Here is a 17660-nt window from a genome sequence, read left to right on the forward strand (position 1 = left end):
GTTTCATGATATTGTTTATATGTTGCTTAAGTGGTGCCGACTAAAAATCAAAAGCAATGATATTTTTGTCCTGAAGCATTCGGTCTACAAAGGTTTTATGGTTTTTGGGACTGCCAATGGCGATCCATGTACCGCTAATGATGCCGTTTGCGAGTTCTTGTTTTCCCCGGGATAGCTTTAGCTTAGAGGTCTTGATGTCTTCTTCATACTTTTCCAGACTTTCGCCTTCATAGCGTTTTACAATGCGGTATATCCTTTTGGTGAAGCGGCGTTCGGCCATTTCTTCCAGAAAAGGGAAGATGAGTAAAGCGAGCAGTACAACCAGTGTTACGCCTACGGCCTGTTCATAAAAGCCCGAACCTATGGCCATACCAATGGCGGCAACTATCCAGATGACGCAGGCGGTAGTAAGGCCTTTGACCTGGTTGTCCTCTTTAAAGATAACACCGGCACCCAGAAAACCAATTCCGGTAACAATATTGGAAGCGATGCGGTCGTGACTGCTTAAACCTATTTTAATGGACAGGATGGTAAAAAGAGTAGAACCCAGGCCAATCATGATCATGGTTTTTAACCCCGCCTGTTTGCTTCGGAATTCCCGTTCTGCGCCAATAAGGCCACAAAGCAGGGTAGCCATTAAAAACTTGTTTACCTCACTTTGTGTAAGGAAGTGGTTGCTGTCAAGAATGTTCTCCATAACTGTTTAAATGATCTAATATAACAAAGATTTCCTTTGGATTGTTATTCGGTCATCAATAGAAATCGTAACACCTGAGGCCGTTAAATTTGTTATAACCGGAACTGTTGGGGAAATATTTTTCGTAGCCAATGCTGGCTTCAGTAGTACCACTGGTATTGGTATAGTTGATTTTTGAGGTAGTGGCATCATGGCTTATGCCCAGTCTTAGCTTTTCGCCATTCCTGTTGCCTTTAAAGAGGTCGAATATGAGGGAAACTACAATGGCATCCGGCCCACCCTGGCTGGCACTACGGTACCAGAGGCCGGTATTTAAGCCTCTGTATTTGAACTGGGCGCCTGCGCTGATAGAGCTTGAACTGGCCTGTTTATAGTAAACCACAGAAGGGATAAGAGAAGCACCTTCATCCTGGTTATAATCGTAATAGGGACTTAGGGGAATCTTATAACTGGCATTTGCAGTGATCCGCATGGGTAGTTTGGCCACTGTACCGCTAAAAGACTCATCGGGCTTGTTGATGTGGTGAACGGCAAGGCCGACCATTAAATTCCTGAATACGATATTGGTACCAGCGGCGGCATCAAAAAAGAATTTACTGTCCTGATCAGGGGGCTGTGCTGCGGATACACTTCCGGGAATATAGCCCAGGCGCATGTCAATCTGGTCGGCAAATACGAGCTTGCTCCAATCGATCTGCCTGTTGGTAAAGCCGGCCTGTATACCAAATGAGGCTACGAAATCGTCGCCGCCTACGCTGTAGGAATAAGTAGCGGCAGCATTATTTTTAACCAGATAAGCGGTTCCCTCGCTGCTGCGGGTAAACATGAGGCCTACACCGCCTGCAAACTTAGAGATGTTGAGGTCGGCCGAAGCGGTAATGTACGACAGATCGCCACTCAGTCCAGTCCACTGGTTTCTGTAAATGAGGTTCATCCTGATATCGCCTTCAAACTGCCCGGTTAATGAGGGGTTCAGGTAAATAGGCGCATTAAAAAACTGGGAATAGATGTGGTCCTGTCCTAAAGCCCCAAGGCTTACCAGCATGATTAACAACACAATTATAGGTCTTTTTCTCCCGCGCATAGCTATCTGATTAAATGTATTGGTCCTGTTCGTTTAGGTACAGATTTGTCGTAGGTCATGCCTTTCCATTCTGTTCCATTGATCATTTGCACATCTATTTTCCAGAAGTAAACTCCCTGAGGCATAGGTTGCCCTTTAAATGTGCCATCCCAGCCTTCGGCAGGCCGGCCTTCTTCCAGCTTGGTTGTTTCCCATAACAGTTGCCCCCATTTGTTAAAGATGCTGAAGCGCCAGTTAGCGATTCCCGATCCTTTGGCGCGGAACTCCCGCAGCTCCGGACGTGTATCGCCCGGTATAAAAGAATTAGGTACAAATAAATAGCCCGGAACACCTTTAATGGTTACATTTTTAAAAGTAGTGGTAAAGCAGCCCTGCTGGTTGGTTACCTTGAGTGTCACTTTATAGGTGCCTGTATCCAGGTAGGTATGGCTCGGGTTTCTTAGTGCCGAACTGGTGCCATCGCCAAAATCCCATTCCCAGATGGTAGGGGTATTGGTACTCTGATCTTCGAAATTAAAGGTATAATCCGGAATGCTGATCAGGGTAGAAGGGTTGACATTAAAGGCGGCAACAGGAGGTTGTACGATGTGGATGAAGTTGGTTTTGGTAACCGTCATTGGGCAGCCCAGGTTGTTTACAGCTGTAAGCGTCACGGTATAGTATTCCTGGCTGCCGGTATAGACATGGGTTGGTTCAACTTCTGTAGAAGTTGGAGAACCGTCTCCAAAATCCCATAGATAGCTAACCCCGTTTTGAGTGTTGTTTGTAAATTTAACGGCAAGGCCGGTACAACCTAATTTGTTTACTGCATCGAAATCAGCAATTGGCTGGGGCAGAACAGTAACGGTTTCTGTAGTAGAGATTTCTGAGCAACTGTTGTAGGCGGTCATTGTGATGGTGAATGTGCCTGGCATAGTATACACATGGGGAACCCTGCCGGTGGTTAGCACAGTCTGGATTGGACTGCCATCGCCAAAATCAAATGTAAACCGGGATGCACCAATAGAGTTGTTGTCAAAATTGACGGTATGTGGTGCGCAGCCTTCTTTTTCATTGGCATCAACTACCAGTTCAGGCGTAATGTTTTGCGGAGCAACACGGATATTGTACGCACGGATATCGGTACCACATTCGTTTACAACTGTTAACGTGGCCCTGAAGGTAGTGGTTACCGTGGTATTGTAGGTATGTTGTACAGGAGATTTATCCGGTCGCTGTATAACAGGGCTGCCATCGCCGAAATCATAAAAATAAGTAGTACCTGCACCACCCGGAGAAGTATTAGTAAAGTTGACAAGCATAGGTGAACAACCATCTGTTCTGCTTGGTGAAAATATGGCTACGGGCTTTGCTTTTACAAGTACGGTTGAAGTAACGGAATTACTTCCGCAAGAAGTAGTAGCGGTTAAGGTTACCACATAAGTCGTGTCTTTTCCGGTTGCTTCAGCCTGGTAGGTTACAGTGCCCGGATTGGCTTGCGTTGAGCTCGTGCCATTGCCAAAATCCCATGAAAATGTTGCTCCTGCAGTAAGGTCAGAAGTGTTTACAAAATTTACAGGTAATGGTCCGCAGCCTTCGGTGGTGTTTTGTGTAAATGATGCCGGTACAGCCTGGTTGGTACTAAATACATGACTGAATTCATCCTGAGAACAACCCAGGCTACTGGTTACCACCAGTCTGATCGTCACTGATTCATTACTGTTCTGAATGGTGTAAACAGGGAATGTTGTGCCGGTTCCAATAACTGTAGTATTCGCGTACCAAGTGTAAGTCGCATTCCTATCTACATAATGCACTACTGTGACAGGGAGGGTAAAAGGAACACAACCCTTGTCGTTTGTCCAGGTAAATTCGGCTTTTGCATTCGGGTTAACGGTTATTTTAACTGTATTACTAGGAACTTGCAGGGACCCGCAGGCAAGGGTGCTGGCATTACGCCTGTAAAAAGTGGTTGTGGTAAGGGCTGTTGGCTGATAATCTATGTCATTGGCACCCCCAATGTTTGTCCATACCGTTCCATCCGGACTGGATTGCCACTGATAGGTAAATGTTCCGCCGCCACCTGTTGGTGCAGGGCCAGTAAGTAATGCAGGTGTAGTGCCACTACAGATAATTTGGTCTGCGGAGATGTTATTGCCTGTTATTGCGGGTTGAACAACAATGGAATATTCATTGCTGGTAGAAGTACAACCCCCGCTAGTTACGATTCTCCTGAAGCTGACCGTTCCAGGCGTAGTGAGGGTAATGATCAGGTCTTTGTCGGTTGCATTATTTATAAGATTCCAGGGCCCTGTATCTACTTTAATTTCCCAGGAATAGGTGTAATTAGTTCCATCGCCGCCCGTTGGTGCACTGCCATTAAGGAGTACTTCCTGGCCGTTACAAACCACAGCACTGGTACTGCTAATGTTCTGGACAATTGGTGGATTGTTTCTTATGGTAACGTCGTCAAAAGTTGGCCCGCATGGCGCATTGCCTGTTATAGTCCATACGAAACGATAAGTTTGACCTGGTGTTAATCCAGTTACAGTGGTTTTGGGATTAGCAGGATCGGTTATGACTGCAATTGGACTGCCAGAGGCATGTGTCCATACCCCTGTTTCACCTGCAGCAGGAGTATTTCCATCCAATGTAGCAGTCGGCTCATTACACAGCACCTGGTCTGCACCTGCAGTTGCAATGGTGGATGCGGGGGATACTGTGATGGTTGTTCCGGTAGAATTTTCTACTGTACAACCGCCATTTTGAACAACAGCCCTAAATTGTGTAGAAACGGTAAGGTTATTAAAGGTATAGGTCGTAGTAGTATTATTTCCTGCAATCGGGATCCAGGTATTGCCATCCAGACTGCTTTCCCATCTGATCACATTGCCAATATTTCCACTCAGGGAAATGGTTCCGGTATTGTTATTGGCGCAAACTATTGTTGGGGTTCCAGCTGTAGTTCCTGGTATGGTGGGTTCGTTAACGGTAATGGTAACTTCGTCAAATGTCGGGCTGCAGGCACTTGTGGCATCAATTGTCCACCTGAAGGTATAGCTATTTCCAGGGCTTAGGCCGTTAACCACTGTAGTAGGGCTATTGGGATTAGCAAAGGTAACACCTGAGGCATTGGCTGATACGGGTGTCCATGTTCCTGTGCCAACATTAGCCGTATTTCCTTCCATCGTATAGCTGGTAGTAGCACAAATACTTTTATCAGCCCCTGCATTGGCAACTGTTAATGCGGGATCTACATTTACGGTAACAGAAACCGGTGTACCTGGGCATCCCGTAGCGGAGAATGGTGTGATGGTATAAGTTACTGAACCTTGGGTGGTACTGTTATTAATTAGTATATCATCGATTATACTGTTTGCTGTTTGCGTATTTACACTGTTATTTCCTGTAATATTACCAGTAACGGAACTTGTCCAGGTATATCTGGTATTTAGTAAATTAGAGCTTAATGTGATAGCTGAAGATTCATTACTGCAAATTGTTGACTTGGCAGCTATTGCTGTCAGAACAGGCCTTGGAGTTATCGTAACAGTGAAAGTATATGGCACACCGGAGCAGCCGTTACTAAGTGGAGTAATAGTATAGATTACAACTGCATTCGCTGTAGCACTATTGTTGATAATGACATCCGTAATTGCAGTTCCGGATCCAGGAAGTTGACCCGTGGCATTTCCATCTGGATTACTCACTGTCCAACTATATGTACTGCCGACGACAGTTGAAGCAGGGGTGTGGGAAACAGTATTGCCTGTACAGATCTGTTGAGTTGCATTTGTACCGGTGTTGTTCGGCCGGATGTTGACCACTAGTGGGAATTCAACCCTTGCACATGCACCTTGCAAACCAGTATTTACTCTTAATATTATTGTTGTTGTACCAGCATTTCTTTCGGCAATGCTAGGCGTATAAGTCGTTGTCAAATTCCCCGTTGCAGGTGAAAAACTGCCGCCGTTACCTACCCATTCAAATGAAGCATATGCCCCACCAGTAATGCTTCCCTGCAGATTAATTACCCCATCATAACAGATAGGATTTGCATTGGTGACAACATTAGGGACTGGTGAAGGAGAGAAAGTGATAAGTTGGAAATCATCAGTTTGTCCACAGCTATTAACGTGTACGACCTTTATTCTGTAGGTTTTAAACTGGTTGAATTTAATAATTGGAAATTTGGTGTGCAAATCAGTACCGCCCTCAAAACTAAAGTCTCCAGGCGCAAGAGCGCTACCATCGCTTTCCGTAACAGACCAGGTATATGTAGTAGCCAAGTCCTGTTGTGTTCCTGTAAGAATGGTTCTTGTAGGACCGGTATTATTGTCAAAGGTAAAAGTGTTTAAGGCACATAATGTTACATTATCGGATAATGTGGCAACCGGAGCTCCGTCTGCCAATACAATTTGCTGTGGTATCTGTGTTCTTACAGTTCCACAAGATGCAGTCTGAATTTCCAGAATGATGGTATAGGTTCCCGGATTATTAAACTTGAAAATAGGATTTTTATCTCCTTGATTTGTAATTTGTACACCTGCTGGGCCATTTACAATCCAGTTGTAAGCGTTGTTTGCATTACAAATGTTATCTATAACAGAGAGGTCCCTTGCCTGAATGGTAAATGGTGCACATCCTGTTTGTGGAGCCCCATTGAAATCAAACGCTGGCTGTGGAGGATCCTGAATACAGATTTGCTGCGTTATGGCGGCACCTTCACAAGAGCCACTTGTTACCGACTCCAATTTTACATCATGAACTCCATGGGTAGGAAAAGTATGAACTAAATTGGTAGATCTTGGTACGCCTGCCAGAACAATTTGTCCGTCAACATACCAGTTGTAAGTCACATTATTATTGCTGCAGACCTGTGAATTGGATCCGGGGTCTTGTCCCAATATCGAGTTGTTCACAAAAGTTACTGGCCTGCCCGTACAAGCAGCAGCGGGGTGGGAAAATTTATTTACGGGTTTATCAACAACTCTAACATAAGTTGATATGGCTCCGCCAACTTGTCCGCAAGGACTTACAACAGAGATGTTAATGCCAAAGACGTTATAAACTGTCCCCCCTCCTGTACTATAGGGGGGATTTCCACAAGAAGATCTCAAATATTCATGTTGAACTGATCCCGATTTTAAATCGCAAAATGTATAAGTATCTGTAACGCCATCTCCCCACATTATTTGGTAGGTATTACCAGGGTAGTTATTTTGGATGCCGGTTGGACCGTTTACATCTACACCATACTGGAGAAAACCTCCAGGTAAACAAACAAATGCATTTGATCCTGAAGTGGAAAAGTTGTTAAATACATTATTATTTATAACCATGTAAGCTCTTGTCCCAATAGTACCATCGGGCATTTGAGCCTTTATACTTACTGTATAATGAGCGAATGAAGCAGTAAAGGATTGTATGGCGGTAGTGAAAGTTAGATTTGCATCAATTGAACCACTCAGTTCATTTTTAATCGTACCGGTTACCGTACTCGTAGCTGTGGATTGGTTCGTGAAGTTAAAAACAGCATTGGGCCTGCCCGGACAATAACCAAATATGTAAGGGGCGGTTATCACTGGTGCTGAACTTACCGCGGCAGTAATAGCTGTACCTGTCTTAATTTCAAAAGTATTTGATTCAGCAATAGGTGTTAGAACGGGACTAGTCGTTTTAATTCTAAGCTTGTAACCTGTTCCTGGTAATGTTCCTTGAGGTATTGTCCCATTTATAAATGTAGTATAAAAACCAGTATAACTTCCAATTGTACTAAGTTCTACTCCTGCAGGTGATACTAACACCAAATCAAACTGATTGTCACGATTGATACAGGTTGTCGGATTTATACTAAAAGTTGCCGCAATACTCGATCCTGGTGTATAAGGTCCAGCGTCAACCGTTCCAATCGTTATCTGAGAAAAAGCCTCAGATATTTGAAGAAATAGGAGAGCAAATGTAAAAAAGAGTAAACGTTTTACCATATATACAGGATGCTGTATAAAAGTAAATAATTTTTTGCTCTAATTAATTATATTGTAGTAAAACGGTCTAAAATAAAAAAGCCACAGGAATTTTCCTGTGACTTTCTTTATATTCAATGAAGGGGTGAAACTTACATCATACCACCCATGCCGCCGCCGCCCATTGGAGGCATACCAGCACCACCGGCAGGAGCTTCTTCAGGATCGTCAGCCAATACAACTTCAGTTGTTAACAGCATAGCTGCAATTGAAGCTGCGTTTTCAAGTGCTACACGACCAACTTTAGTCGGATCGATTACACCAGCTGCAATTAAGTTTTCATAAACGTCGGTACGTGCATTGTAGCCAAAGTCGGCTTTACCTTCTTTAACTTTTTGCACTACGATAGATCCTTCGATACCAGCATTCTGGCAGATCTGACGTAAAGGCTCTTCGATAGCACGACGAATGATCTGGATACCAGTAGTTTCATCATCGTTAGATCCTTTCATGCCTTCCAATGCCTCAATAGCACGGATGAAAGCCACACCACCACCTGCTACAATACCTTCTTCAACCGCTGCGCGGGTTGCATGTAAAGCATCATCAACACGGTCTTTTTTCTCTTTCATCTCTACTTCAGAAGCAGCACCAACATAAAGAACAGCAACACCACCAGCTAATTTAGCCAAACGCTCCTGTAACTTTTCTTTGTCGTAATCAGATGTAGTGGTCTCAATCTGAGCCTTGATCTGGTTCACACGGGCTTTAATGTCTTCCGACTGACCAGCACCGTTGATTACAGTAGTATTGTCTTTATCAACAACAACTTTCTCAGCAGTACCTAAGTAAGTAAGGTCAGCATTTTCTAATTTATAACCTCTTTCTTCAGAAATAACAGTACCACCAGTTAAGATAGCAATGTCTTCCAGCATAGCTTTTCTGCGGTCGCCAAAACCTGGAGCTTTAACAGCAACAACTTTCAGTGAGCCACGGATTTTGTTTACTACCAATGTAGCCAGGGCCTCACCGTCTAAATCTTCAGCAATGATCAATAAAGGCTTACCAGTCTGAACTTGTTTTTCCAGAACAGGCAGCAATTCTTTCATGTTGCTGATCTTTTTGTCATAGATCAAAATGTAAGGGTTTTCTAATTCCGCTTCCATTTTATCGGCATTGGTTACAAAGTAAGGAGATAAGTAACCACGGTCAAACTGCATACCTTCAACTGTTTTAACTTCAGTTTCAGTACCTTTTGCTTCTTCAACAGTAATTACACCATCTTTACCAACTTTGCCCATTGCTTCTGCAATTAAAGCACCAATAACCTCATCATTGTTAGCTGAAATAGAAGCTACCTGTTTGATCTTGTTGTTGTCTTCACCTACAGTTTGCGACTGGGCTTTCAGGTTTTCAACAATGGCAGTAACTGCTTTGTCGATACCACGTTTCAAATCCATTGGATTTGCACCGGCAGCCACGTTTTTAATGCCAGCAGTAACAATTGCCTGTGCCAATACAGTTGCCGTAGTTGTTCCGTCACCTGCAATGTCTGCAGTTTTAGAAGCTACTTCTTTAACCATCTGGGCACCCATATTTTCAATCGGGTCTTTCAACTCAATTTCTTTTGCTACAGTTACACCATCTTTAGTAATTGCAGGTGAACCAAATTTTTTATCGATAATTACGTTGCGGCCTTTAGGACCTAAAGTTACTTTTACTGCATTGGCCAACGTATCAACACCTCTTTTCAGGGCATCGCGGGCTTCTACATTATATTTTACTTGTTTTGCCATTTCTTAAATGTGATTAAGTTTTAATGTTTAAATGTTACTCCAATTATCCTACGATAGCGTAGATGTCGCTTTCGCGCATGATCAAATAGTCTTTACCGTCAATAGGAAGTTCTGTGCCGCCATATTTGCCATAAAGCACTACATCGCCCACTTTAACTGCTGGTTTCTTACCTTCTGAATCTTCTTCCGAAACCGAAACAACAGTTCCTTTTGATGGTTTTTCTTTTGCAGTGTCAGGGATATAGATTCCTGAAGCTGTTTTTTCTTCTGCCGCAGCAGGTTCAACAATAACTCTGTTTGCTGTACCTGAAATTGGTTTAAGGTTTAAAGCCATAACTTGATATTAATTTATTTTTTAAGTTAAAATTTAAATTCGTATTGTACGTCAGTAATTACATCAGTTTTTATGCCAATGCAATTAGGGTTGACAAATTTGCACTGCATTGTCAGCTAACAGATTTTGTTAAAGTGTTTTTGTGTCAGAGTGGCAGAACATAAAAAAGCCCGGTACACTGTACCGGGCTTTTCTCTATAACCTTTAAGGTCTATTTCTTTGTGGTATCTGTAGCAACAGGAGCAGCAGCTGGTGCCGTTCTGTTTCCTATCGGAGATGGTGTTGGGGTTTTGTCCAGGTGTTCCTGGATTTTTGATGCGCCGCCGGTAGATGAACCTCCCGATTTTGCAATTGTGGTAATAGATAAGGTGATCACAACAATTAAAGTTAATAAAACCCAGGTGCCTTTTTCCAGTACATCACCTGTACGTTGAACACCAAACATATTGCTGCCCGCACCACCGGTAGCCAGACCACCACCTTTAGGATTTTGTACCAAAACAAACAGCCCTAAAGCAACACAAACAATGATCAATAAAATAATTAAAAAAAGCATAATATGTTATGTTGTTAAATTTTCTTTTCTATAGATTGGATAAGGTCGGCAAAGTAACGGCTTTTTTCTGGAAACTTCAAACTTAATTTTTCGTAGGTCTCAATTGCCTTGTCATAAAGCATCTGCTCGATATAAATTTTAGCTAAGGTTTCAGATACCAGATCGTTATGGTCTTCTGCACTTTTCTTGGCCTTGTTCTCATTGTCGATCTGCTCCGGTTTTGGCGGGCTGATCTGCGGATCATTTTTAATAAAGCTTTCTATAATTTCAGCGCCCTTGGTTGGCTTCCTGAAACCTTCGGTGGTATAGCCTTCTTCTTCCTCAAAAGGACTTTGTATATGAAATATATGTTCTACATACTGATGTTGCAGTTCACTGGGCCTGTGTTGCCTGTTATGTTGCTCAGGCTCCTCAGTTTCCTTTTTTTTTGGCGAGGCATAAGGCTGGAAGATCTGCTGATGCTCTTTCCTGGTCTTGGCCAGCCACCATAAAAAAGTATAAGGCAGCTGATCATCATCATATTTGCTGATCACCACAGGCTCTTCCTGTTTTAACGGTGCGGTCTGCTGTTCCGTCACAGGTGTCGGGCTTTCTTCTTCAGAGGCTTCTACAGTGAAATTATCCTGGAAAGCAAAGAAATCAGACGATACAATGTTTTCGATCACAAAATCATCTTCCGGCTTTAAAGGGGTATCATTTTGCCCAAATTCTTTAATGTTTACCTCTCCGATTTCTTCAAAAACCTCCTGTTCGTCCGCATTGCTCAATTTATTTTCTGATTCAGCAGGCACCTCATCAATCACATCCACATCAATCGGCTCCGGCTGTATACCTGCCAGGTCAACAAAAGGTACCGGCTGAAGATCGGTTTGCAGCAATTCTTCGGGGGCATAAAGCAGATTATAGAGCAGCTGCCCATTGGTGTATAAGGCTGCGGTGGCCAGGTTGTTGTTTTGTTCCGGACCTTCAAGTGTTGCTTTGGCCAGCAACAGGTGCAGGGGCTGGAAATAAGGATAGCGTGCTGTTAAATCCTTTAACAGGGCCTCATTTTCCCGGGTTACCTTTTCAGGTGCCGCAAGTAATACTGCCAGTTGTTGTTTAATGTCTAATTCCTGCTCCACGTTGCTAAGTTAATAATTGAAACGCCAAATTCTACCAATTTGCAAATGCACGGTTAAAAATGTCTTCAGTGAGCTGTGCGGTTACGTCTTTGATCAGCCCCTGTTCTATGCTCTGCAGGCTTTGTCCCTGTAGTTTAAAGTCTTTAAAGCGTTCAAAAGACTCCTCAAAACTCAATTTAGGGTTAAGGTTATTGGTGTACTTTACATTTACCCTGATGCTGAGCCTGTTGGCACCTGCTGTTGGTGCGTTGTTGTCCTGTATGGCAACCGGGCTTATGGAGTAACCCGAAATGTTGCCCGAAAAAACGGCATGGGCATCATTCTGTGTAATGCTCAGGCTGGTCTGGTTTCTGATCCTTGTTTTCAGCTCCTCTGTAAACTGTGAACTTAAATAAGGGACAACCAAAGGTGCGTTGTTTTCAAAAACAAGGACGTTAACGGTTTTCATCTCTGCCGGAATGGAAGCCCCGTTCAGCGCTATTTTACACCCGCTAAGTACGAAAGGTAAAAGCAACAGTATCAATACTTTTTTCATCACTAGTTTAAGTTCAGTTCCTTAATTTTCCTGTATAATGTACGTTCCGAGATACCCAGCTCCTGTGCAGCAAATTTGCGCTTGCCCTTGTGCTTTTTTAAAGCTTTTTTGATCAGGTCTGATTCTTTGTCGATCAGCGACAATGATTCTTCAACTTCCTCTGCATCCTGCGTATAGTTATATTCTGAGGGGGAGTTTTGTAAAGGGTTTTTAATGGTCAGGGTCGCCTCATGGTTCATTGTCTGGTCCACATCCTGGTAAAGCTGATTGATGTAATGTGGATTGTCGGCAATCACATGAGAGGTATTGCCCCCGCTTTGTATAATTTCAGCAACCAGTTTTTTCAGTTCCATCATGTCCTTTTTCATGTCAAAAAGCACCTTGTAAAGAATATCCCGTTCAGAAAAATCATCTTTACTGCCACCATTGCTGATCGCCATTGGCAGATTGCTCCCGCTTTCATTAGGGATATAGTTCAGCAGGGCTGCTGCGGTTACGTTCCGGTCTTTTTCAAGCACGCAGATCTGTTCGGCTATATTTTTCAGCTGCCTTACGTTTCCGGGCCAGCTGTAATTGCTCAGCATCTGTATGGCATCCGGCTCCAGCTGTATACCCGGACTTCTATACTTATCGCTAAAGTCGGCAGAAAACTTTCTGAACAGCAGGTAAATGTCTTCTTTACGTTCATGCAGTGCAGGGATCCGCAAAGGAACCGTGTTTAGCCTGTAGTAAAGGTCTTCACGGAACTTACCCGATTTTACCCTGTTGTATACATCTACGTTGGTGGCTGCAATGATCCGTACATCTGTTTTTTGTACTTTTGACGATCCTACCCTCAGGTATTCGCCACTTTCTAATATCCTGAGTAAACGCGCCTGGGTGCCTAATGGCAATTCTGCCACTTCATCTAAAAAGATCGTACCTCCATTGGCCACCTCAAAATAACCCTTACGGGCTTCATGAGCACCGGTAAAAGAACCTTTTTCATGACCAAACAATTCCGAGCCTATGGTTCCTTCCGGTATGGCACCGCAGTTTACGGCAATAAATGCCCCATGTTTCCGGGTGCTCATCTGATGGATAATATGAGAGAAAACCTCTTTACCACTACCACTTTCGCCGGTAATCAATACAGACATATCGGTTGGTGCAACCTGTCTGGCTATATCTATTGCCCGGTTCAGCAGCGGAGAGCCTCCTATAATCCCGAAACGGTTTTTAATGTCCTGTATATCCATTTATTATATACTTTCTTCCTTGTTTTTTGTTCCGTCATTGTGTTAAGCTTCAGCAACGAAGCAATGACGGAGGTTAATTAAACTGCTGCCTCTTCTTGTACCACTACAGTTCCAAGAAGTGTTGCAGAGGTACAACGGTCAATATGCACATTTACATATTGCCCGGCTTTAATTCCTGCAGTAGCAGGGAAAACAACCATTGCATTCTGATCATTTCTGCCACAGAAATCCCTGTCAGATTTTTTAGAGGTACCTTCTACCAAAATCTTAACAGTTTTTCCAACAAATTGTTGCAAACGGAACAAAGAAGTTTCCTGTTGTTTAGCTAAAATTTCTGCCAGCCTGCGTTTTTTTACTTCTTCAGGAACATCGTCCTCCAGTTTTCTGGCGGCCAGTGTTCCTGGTCTTTCCGAATAGCTGAAAGTAAAGGCAAAATCATAGCCCACATAGTCCATGATACTGAGTGTTTCCTGGTGTTCTTCTTCTGTTTCCGTACAGAATCCGGCAATGATATCCGAAGAAATGGCACAATCAGGTATAATCTGTCTGATGGCATCTATCCTGTTGATGTACCATTCTCGTGTATAAGTCCGGTTCATCAGTTCCAGTACCCGTGTACTGCCCGATTGTACCGGCAGGTGGATATAGTTACAAATGTTTTCGTATTTGGCAATGGTGTATAACACCTCGTCTGTAATGTCTTTAGGGTGTGAGGTAGAAAACCTGACCCGGAGTTCAGGACTGATCAGTGCAACTTTTTCCAGCAGCTGGGCAAAGTTCACTTCAATTTCCTGCGCTTCCCTGTTTTCATCAGTAGCGGCACCCTTCCATTTGTAAGAGTCTACATTCTGTCCCAGCAGAGTCACTTCTTTATAACCACGGTCAAATAAGTCCTGCGCTTCGGCAAGTATAGAGTGTGGGTCACGGCTTCTTTCACGGCCCCTTGTAAAAGGCACCACGCAAAAGGAACACATGTTGTCGCAACCCCGCATAATTGAAATAAAGGCCGTAATGCCATTTCCGTTCAAGCGGACCGGACTGATGTCTGCATAAGTTTCCTCACGTGATAAAAGGACATTAATGGCCTTATGACCGCTTTCAACTTCATTCAGCAATTGCGGAAGTTCGCGGTAAGCATCAGGGCCAACCACCACATCCACCAGTTTTTCTTCTTCCAGAAATTTAGATTTCAGGCGTTCGGCCATACAGCCCAGTACCCCAACAATAAGCTTTGGGTTTCTGCGCTTCTCTGCGCCAAACTGCGACAGCCTGTTGCGTACCCTTTGTTCTGCGTTTTCCCGGATTGAACAGGTATTAATGAACACCACATCCGCTTCTTTATAGTCGCCCGTAGTTTCAAATCCCTGGTCTAATAAAATCGATGCAACAATTTCACTGTCCGCAAAATTCATCTGGCAACCGTAACTTTCAATATACAGCTTCCTGCCATTGCGCACTAAAGGTGCCGCTGTAACCAAAGCCTCTCCTTGTCGTGCTTCATCGTGTTTCTTATCTGTCAGCTGTAAATCAATCATAAATATTAAACTTTTATGGGGCTTCAAAAATACGGAATAATATTTATAAATGACAAATTGGCAGAAATATTAATTACAATAGAATTGAGCCGGTCCTTTAAAAATTCTGAATCGTATAGGACTTTTTTAATAAAGCATTGTCTTGTAGCAAAAGGAATAATTAAAAAGGGTTTTTACTTGGTTAATTTATTGGTGTATGCTTAAATTTTGCACTTTATTTAATTCTGCTTATTTATCACGTGGTCTGGCCATGTACAATTCACTGGAGCAGCATTGCGACGATTTTCACCTGTATATTGTTGCGTTTGATGAAGATTGTTATGATGCACTTCTGGCACTTCAGCTAAGTCATGCAAGTGTTATCGCGCTAAAGGACTTCGAAAATGAAGCACTGCTGGCTGTAAAAATGGGCAGGACACCAACAGAATACTGCTGGACCTGTTCTTCATCTGCCATCAAGTATTGTATAGAGACCTACCAGCTTGACCATTGCACTTATGTAGATGCAGACCTGTTGTTTTTTAACAATCCCAAGGTTTTATATGATGAAATGGGGGATAAATCAGTCCTGATTACAAAACACAGGTTTACCCCATGCTTTGACCAGTCGGCAACCAGCGGGGTCTATTGTGTACAATACCTTACTTTTAAGAACACCCTGGAGGGCATGACCGCGCTGAACTGGTGGGTTGATGCCTGTCTGGAATGGTGTTTTTGCAGAATGGAAGATAATAAATTTGGTGATCAGAAATACCTGGACGACTGGACAGCAAGATTTAAGGGGGTGCATGAACTGAAACACCTTGGTGGTGGAGTAGCGCCATGGAATGTGCAGCAGTATGCCTTTAAACGTGTAGCAGGCAAAATACGCGGGACAGAGTTTTTTAGCAACAATAATTTTGACCTCGTTTTTTACCATTATCACGCCTTTGCCTATACCTGGAACAACAGTTACAGGTTAACCAATGAGATCTATCCCCTGAACAGAAATCAGATCAGGCACATTTACAAACCTTATGTGCTGGCACTCCTAAAGGCAGAAAAGACAATCGGAGCATTGGGTGAACATGTAAGGGCATACAAAAGAACTGAAGAAGGAATATGGATCAACCGGGTGATTGGCCGCTGGGCGGTATTCTTCCTCAAAGGTTTTTACAAACAGTATTATTCTAAACGCTTTTTTCAATATGGCATCTTTAATTAACTTAAAAACATTTACGGATAAGCGTGGCAACCTTACCGTTATCGAAAGGGCTGTACCTTTTGATATCAAAAGGATCTTTTACATTTACGGGGTGGATGATTCTGAACGCGGTGGCCACCGCCATCATAAAACGATACAGGCCGCCATTTGTATTCGTGGTAATTGTACCATTTATAACGACAATGGCCGGGATGAATGCACTTTTGTGCTGGATTCGCCCGACAAATGTCTGCTCATCCGGCCGGAAGACTGGCATACCATGTACGATTTCAGTGAAGATGCCATTTTAATGGTATTGGCTTCAGAATATTTTGACGCAAATGATTACATCAGCACACCTTATGTTTATCAATACAGCAGAGTATGAATACGATCATCATCATTAAAGACCAGGCTAAAAGGGGGCCTTACCCATATCAGTGCACATTCTGGGTAAAGGTTTAACCAGTCTGTTTTAACTAGGCATAAAAAAAGCTTAGAATTTAGTATTTTAGTCCTGGTTAAAATACTAAGATGAGCAAAAATATAACAGGTGGACTTGAATGGAAAGTTATAGCGGTGTGTATACTGTTGTGTGGACTGGGTTGTAAAAAAATAGACGGTATAGCGGATACGAAGATCAAACCCCCTGTCAGAACTTATGTAGTAACAGCAAGAATTGATAAAAAAGGCACCAATAGCAATTCTGAAGGTACAGCGGTACTTAAAGGCACTTATGATGAAGGTACGAAAGCGTTAAGCTATACCTTGGAATACAAAGATCTGGTGCCGCAGGTCATCACCCTTAGAAGCGGAGCTAAAGGGTCGGTTGGAACTTTGATACAGGAAATTTATAAAAAAAGCACTGAAAAAGAGGCTTCATTGCCTATAAAGGGGGGCTTTACATTGAGTCCTTTACAGGAACGTAATTTATTGAAAGGGCAATGGTTTGTTGCTATAGGCACTTTAACGTTAAATCCTGAAATTTCGGGCATACTTACACTAAAGCAAAAATAAGAGCAATAATGGAAAGGGAGTATGCGCGTCTTAATGAAGAAGATCAAAAGCTGGTTAACGCAATTGTGCAGCGCGATAAAAAGCTGTTTGAAGTGCTCTATAAAAAATATTATCAGCAGTTATTTGCTGTGGCCTACCGCTATGTAGGCCAGGCAGAAATTGCAGAAGAGATTGTTCATGATGTGTTTATAACTATATGGAATAAAGCAGATCAGTTAAATATTCAACATTCAATGAAAAGTTATTTGTTTAAATCGATCGTAAATTCATCCCTGAACTTTATTAAAAAAGAGAAGGTCCAGGCAGAAAAACAGCAGGTATATATGGCCATAGTAGATAAAGAAACTGCTGATGAACCGGATACGGATAGGGAGGAAGCACTGCTTAAAGACCTTGCACAGGCACTGGAACTGCTGCCCGATAAATGCAGACAAGTGATGTACCTGAGCCGTTTCGGGAAACTGAAACAACAGGAGATTGCCACACAGATGAACATCTCCATTAAAACAGTGAAAAATCACCTCACTTACGGTTTTCAAAAGTTAAGGGAACAGCTTGAGAAACGAAAACATATTGCAATTGTGCTGTTCCTGCTTTTAAACATTTTAACGCCTTAAAA

14 protein-coding genes are annotated in these 17660 nt (G+C 42.9%); 4 read left to right on the forward strand and 10 right to left on the reverse strand.

What is annotated here, in order from left to right:
• Positions 1 to 40: 40 nt before the first annotated feature.
• The 10 genes from PHEP_RS01195 to miaB form a co-directional block, all read right to left on the reverse strand.
• On the reverse strand, positions 41 to 697 hold the full coding sequence (locus tag PHEP_RS01195) for an MgtC/SapB family protein (RefSeq protein WP_012780419.1): 657 nt from the start codon (positions 695 to 697) through the stop codon (positions 41 to 43).
• 55 nt (positions 698 to 752) lie between these two features.
• Positions 753 to 1781 (reverse strand): PorP/SprF family type IX secretion system membrane protein, encoded by a 1029-nt coding sequence (locus PHEP_RS01200; protein ID WP_012780420.1) that lies wholly within the window; start codon positions 1779 to 1781, stop codon positions 753 to 755.
• Positions 1782 to 1783: 2 nt separating this feature from the next.
• Positions 1784 to 7567, reverse strand: coding sequence for a PKD domain-containing protein (locus tag PHEP_RS01205; protein ID WP_238326547.1), 5784 nt, complete (start codon positions 7565 to 7567; stop codon positions 1784 to 1786).
• Between the two features lie 311 nt (positions 7568 to 7878).
• On the reverse strand, positions 7879 to 9522 hold the full coding sequence (groL, locus tag PHEP_RS01210) for a chaperonin GroEL (protein WP_012780422.1): 1644 nt from the start codon (positions 9520 to 9522) through the stop codon (positions 7879 to 7881).
• Positions 9523 to 9565: 43 nt separating this feature from the next.
• Complete coding sequence (locus PHEP_RS01215) at positions 9566 to 9856, reverse strand: co-chaperone GroES (RefSeq protein WP_012780423.1); 291 nt, start codon at positions 9854 to 9856, stop codon at positions 9566 to 9568.
• Between the two features lie 211 nt (positions 9857 to 10067).
• A complete protein-coding gene (gene secG, locus PHEP_RS01220) occupies positions 10068 to 10412 on the reverse strand; it encodes a preprotein translocase subunit SecG (protein WP_012780424.1) in 345 nt (114 codons plus the stop codon).
• Positions 10413 to 10426: 14 nt separating this feature from the next.
• Positions 10427 to 11533: a hypothetical protein gene (locus PHEP_RS01225; protein WP_012780425.1), complete on the reverse strand. Its 1107-nt coding sequence runs from the start codon at positions 11531 to 11533 to the stop codon at positions 10427 to 10429.
• A gap of 31 nt (positions 11534 to 11564) precedes the next feature.
• Positions 11565 to 12068 carry an LptE family protein gene (locus tag PHEP_RS01230; RefSeq protein ID WP_012780426.1) on the reverse strand — a complete coding sequence of 168 codons (504 nt, stop codon included), beginning with the start codon at positions 12066 to 12068 and terminating at the stop codon, positions 11565 to 11567.
• Positions 12069 to 12070: 2 nt separating this feature from the next.
• Positions 12071 to 13306: a sigma-54 interaction domain-containing protein gene (locus PHEP_RS01235; RefSeq protein ID WP_012780427.1), complete on the reverse strand. Its 1236-nt coding sequence runs from the start codon at positions 13304 to 13306 to the stop codon at positions 12071 to 12073.
• Positions 13307 to 13383: 77 nt separating this feature from the next.
• A complete protein-coding gene (gene miaB, locus PHEP_RS01240; protein ID WP_012780428.1) occupies positions 13384 to 14841 on the reverse strand; it encodes a tRNA (N6-isopentenyl adenosine(37)-C2)-methylthiotransferase MiaB in 1458 nt (485 codons plus the stop codon).
• Between the two features lie 196 nt (positions 14842 to 15037).
• On the opposite strand from miaB, the gene PHEP_RS01250 reads away from it, so the two are divergent.
• The 4 genes from PHEP_RS01250 (at position 15038) to PHEP_RS01265 (ending at position 17658) form a co-directional block, all read left to right on the forward strand.
• The gene (locus PHEP_RS01250; protein WP_012780429.1) at positions 15038 to 16045 is read left to right on the forward strand and encodes a hypothetical protein; all 1008 of its coding nucleotides are present in this window, start codon (positions 15038 to 15040) and stop codon (positions 16043 to 16045) included.
• Positions 16029 to 16412, forward strand: coding sequence for a sugar 3,4-ketoisomerase (locus tag PHEP_RS01255; protein ID WP_012780430.1), 384 nt, complete (start codon positions 16029 to 16031; stop codon positions 16410 to 16412). Before PHEP_RS01250 ends, PHEP_RS01255 begins: the two co-directional genes overlap by 17 nt.
• A gap of 146 nt (positions 16413 to 16558) precedes the next feature.
• The gene (locus tag PHEP_RS01260) at positions 16559 to 17041 is read left to right on the forward strand and encodes a CHRD domain-containing protein (protein ID WP_012780431.1); all 483 of its coding nucleotides are present in this window, start codon (positions 16559 to 16561) and stop codon (positions 17039 to 17041) included.
• A gap of 8 nt (positions 17042 to 17049) precedes the next feature.
• Positions 17050 to 17658: an RNA polymerase sigma factor gene (locus tag PHEP_RS01265; RefSeq protein WP_012780432.1), complete on the forward strand. Its 609-nt coding sequence runs from the start codon at positions 17050 to 17052 to the stop codon at positions 17656 to 17658.
• Positions 17659 to 17660: the final 2 nt, after the last annotated feature.

Source organism: Pedobacter heparinus DSM 2366, assembly GCF_000023825.1.
Classification (GTDB): Bacteria; Bacteroidota; Bacteroidia; order Sphingobacteriales; family Sphingobacteriaceae; genus Pedobacter; species Pedobacter heparinus.

Excerpts from the sequence above, each read along its gene's own strand:
- PHEP_RS01250 (WP_012780429.1), top strand. The coding sequence starts at position 15,038 with ATGCTTAAATTTTGCACTTTATTTAATTCTGCTTATTTATCACGTGGT.
- PHEP_RS01200 (WP_012780420.1), bottom strand. The coding sequence starts at position 1,781 with ATGCGCGGGAGAAAAAGACCTATAATTGTGTTGTTAATCATGCTGGTA.
- PHEP_RS01195 (WP_012780419.1), bottom strand. The coding sequence starts at position 697 with ATGGAGAACATTCTTGACAGCAACCACTTCCTTACACAAAGTGAGGTA.
- groL (WP_012780422.1), bottom strand. The coding sequence starts at position 9,522 with ATGGCAAAACAAGTAAAATATAATGTAGAAGCCCGCGATGCCCTGAAA.
- PHEP_RS01235 (WP_012780427.1), bottom strand. The coding sequence starts at position 13,306 with ATGGATATACAGGACATTAAAAACCGTTTCGGGATTATAGGAGGCTCT.
- PHEP_RS01230 (WP_012780426.1), bottom strand. The coding sequence starts at position 12,068 with ATGAAAAAAGTATTGATACTGTTGCTTTTACCTTTCGTACTTAGCGGG.
- PHEP_RS01260 (WP_012780431.1), top strand. The coding sequence starts at position 16,559 with ATGAGCAAAAATATAACAGGTGGACTTGAATGGAAAGTTATAGCGGTG.
- miaB (WP_012780428.1), bottom strand. The coding sequence starts at position 14,841 with ATGATTGATTTACAGCTGACAGATAAGAAACACGATGAAGCACGACAA.
- secG (WP_012780424.1), bottom strand. The coding sequence starts at position 10,412 with ATGCTTTTTTTAATTATTTTATTGATCATTGTTTGTGTTGCTTTAGGG.
- PHEP_RS01255 (WP_012780430.1), top strand. The coding sequence starts at position 16,029 with ATGGCATCTTTAATTAACTTAAAAACATTTACGGATAAGCGTGGCAAC.
- PHEP_RS01215 (WP_012780423.1), bottom strand. The coding sequence starts at position 9,856 with ATGGCTTTAAACCTTAAACCAATTTCAGGTACAGCAAACAGAGTTATT.
- PHEP_RS01265 (WP_012780432.1), top strand. The coding sequence starts at position 17,050 with ATGGAAAGGGAGTATGCGCGTCTTAATGAAGAAGATCAAAAGCTGGTT.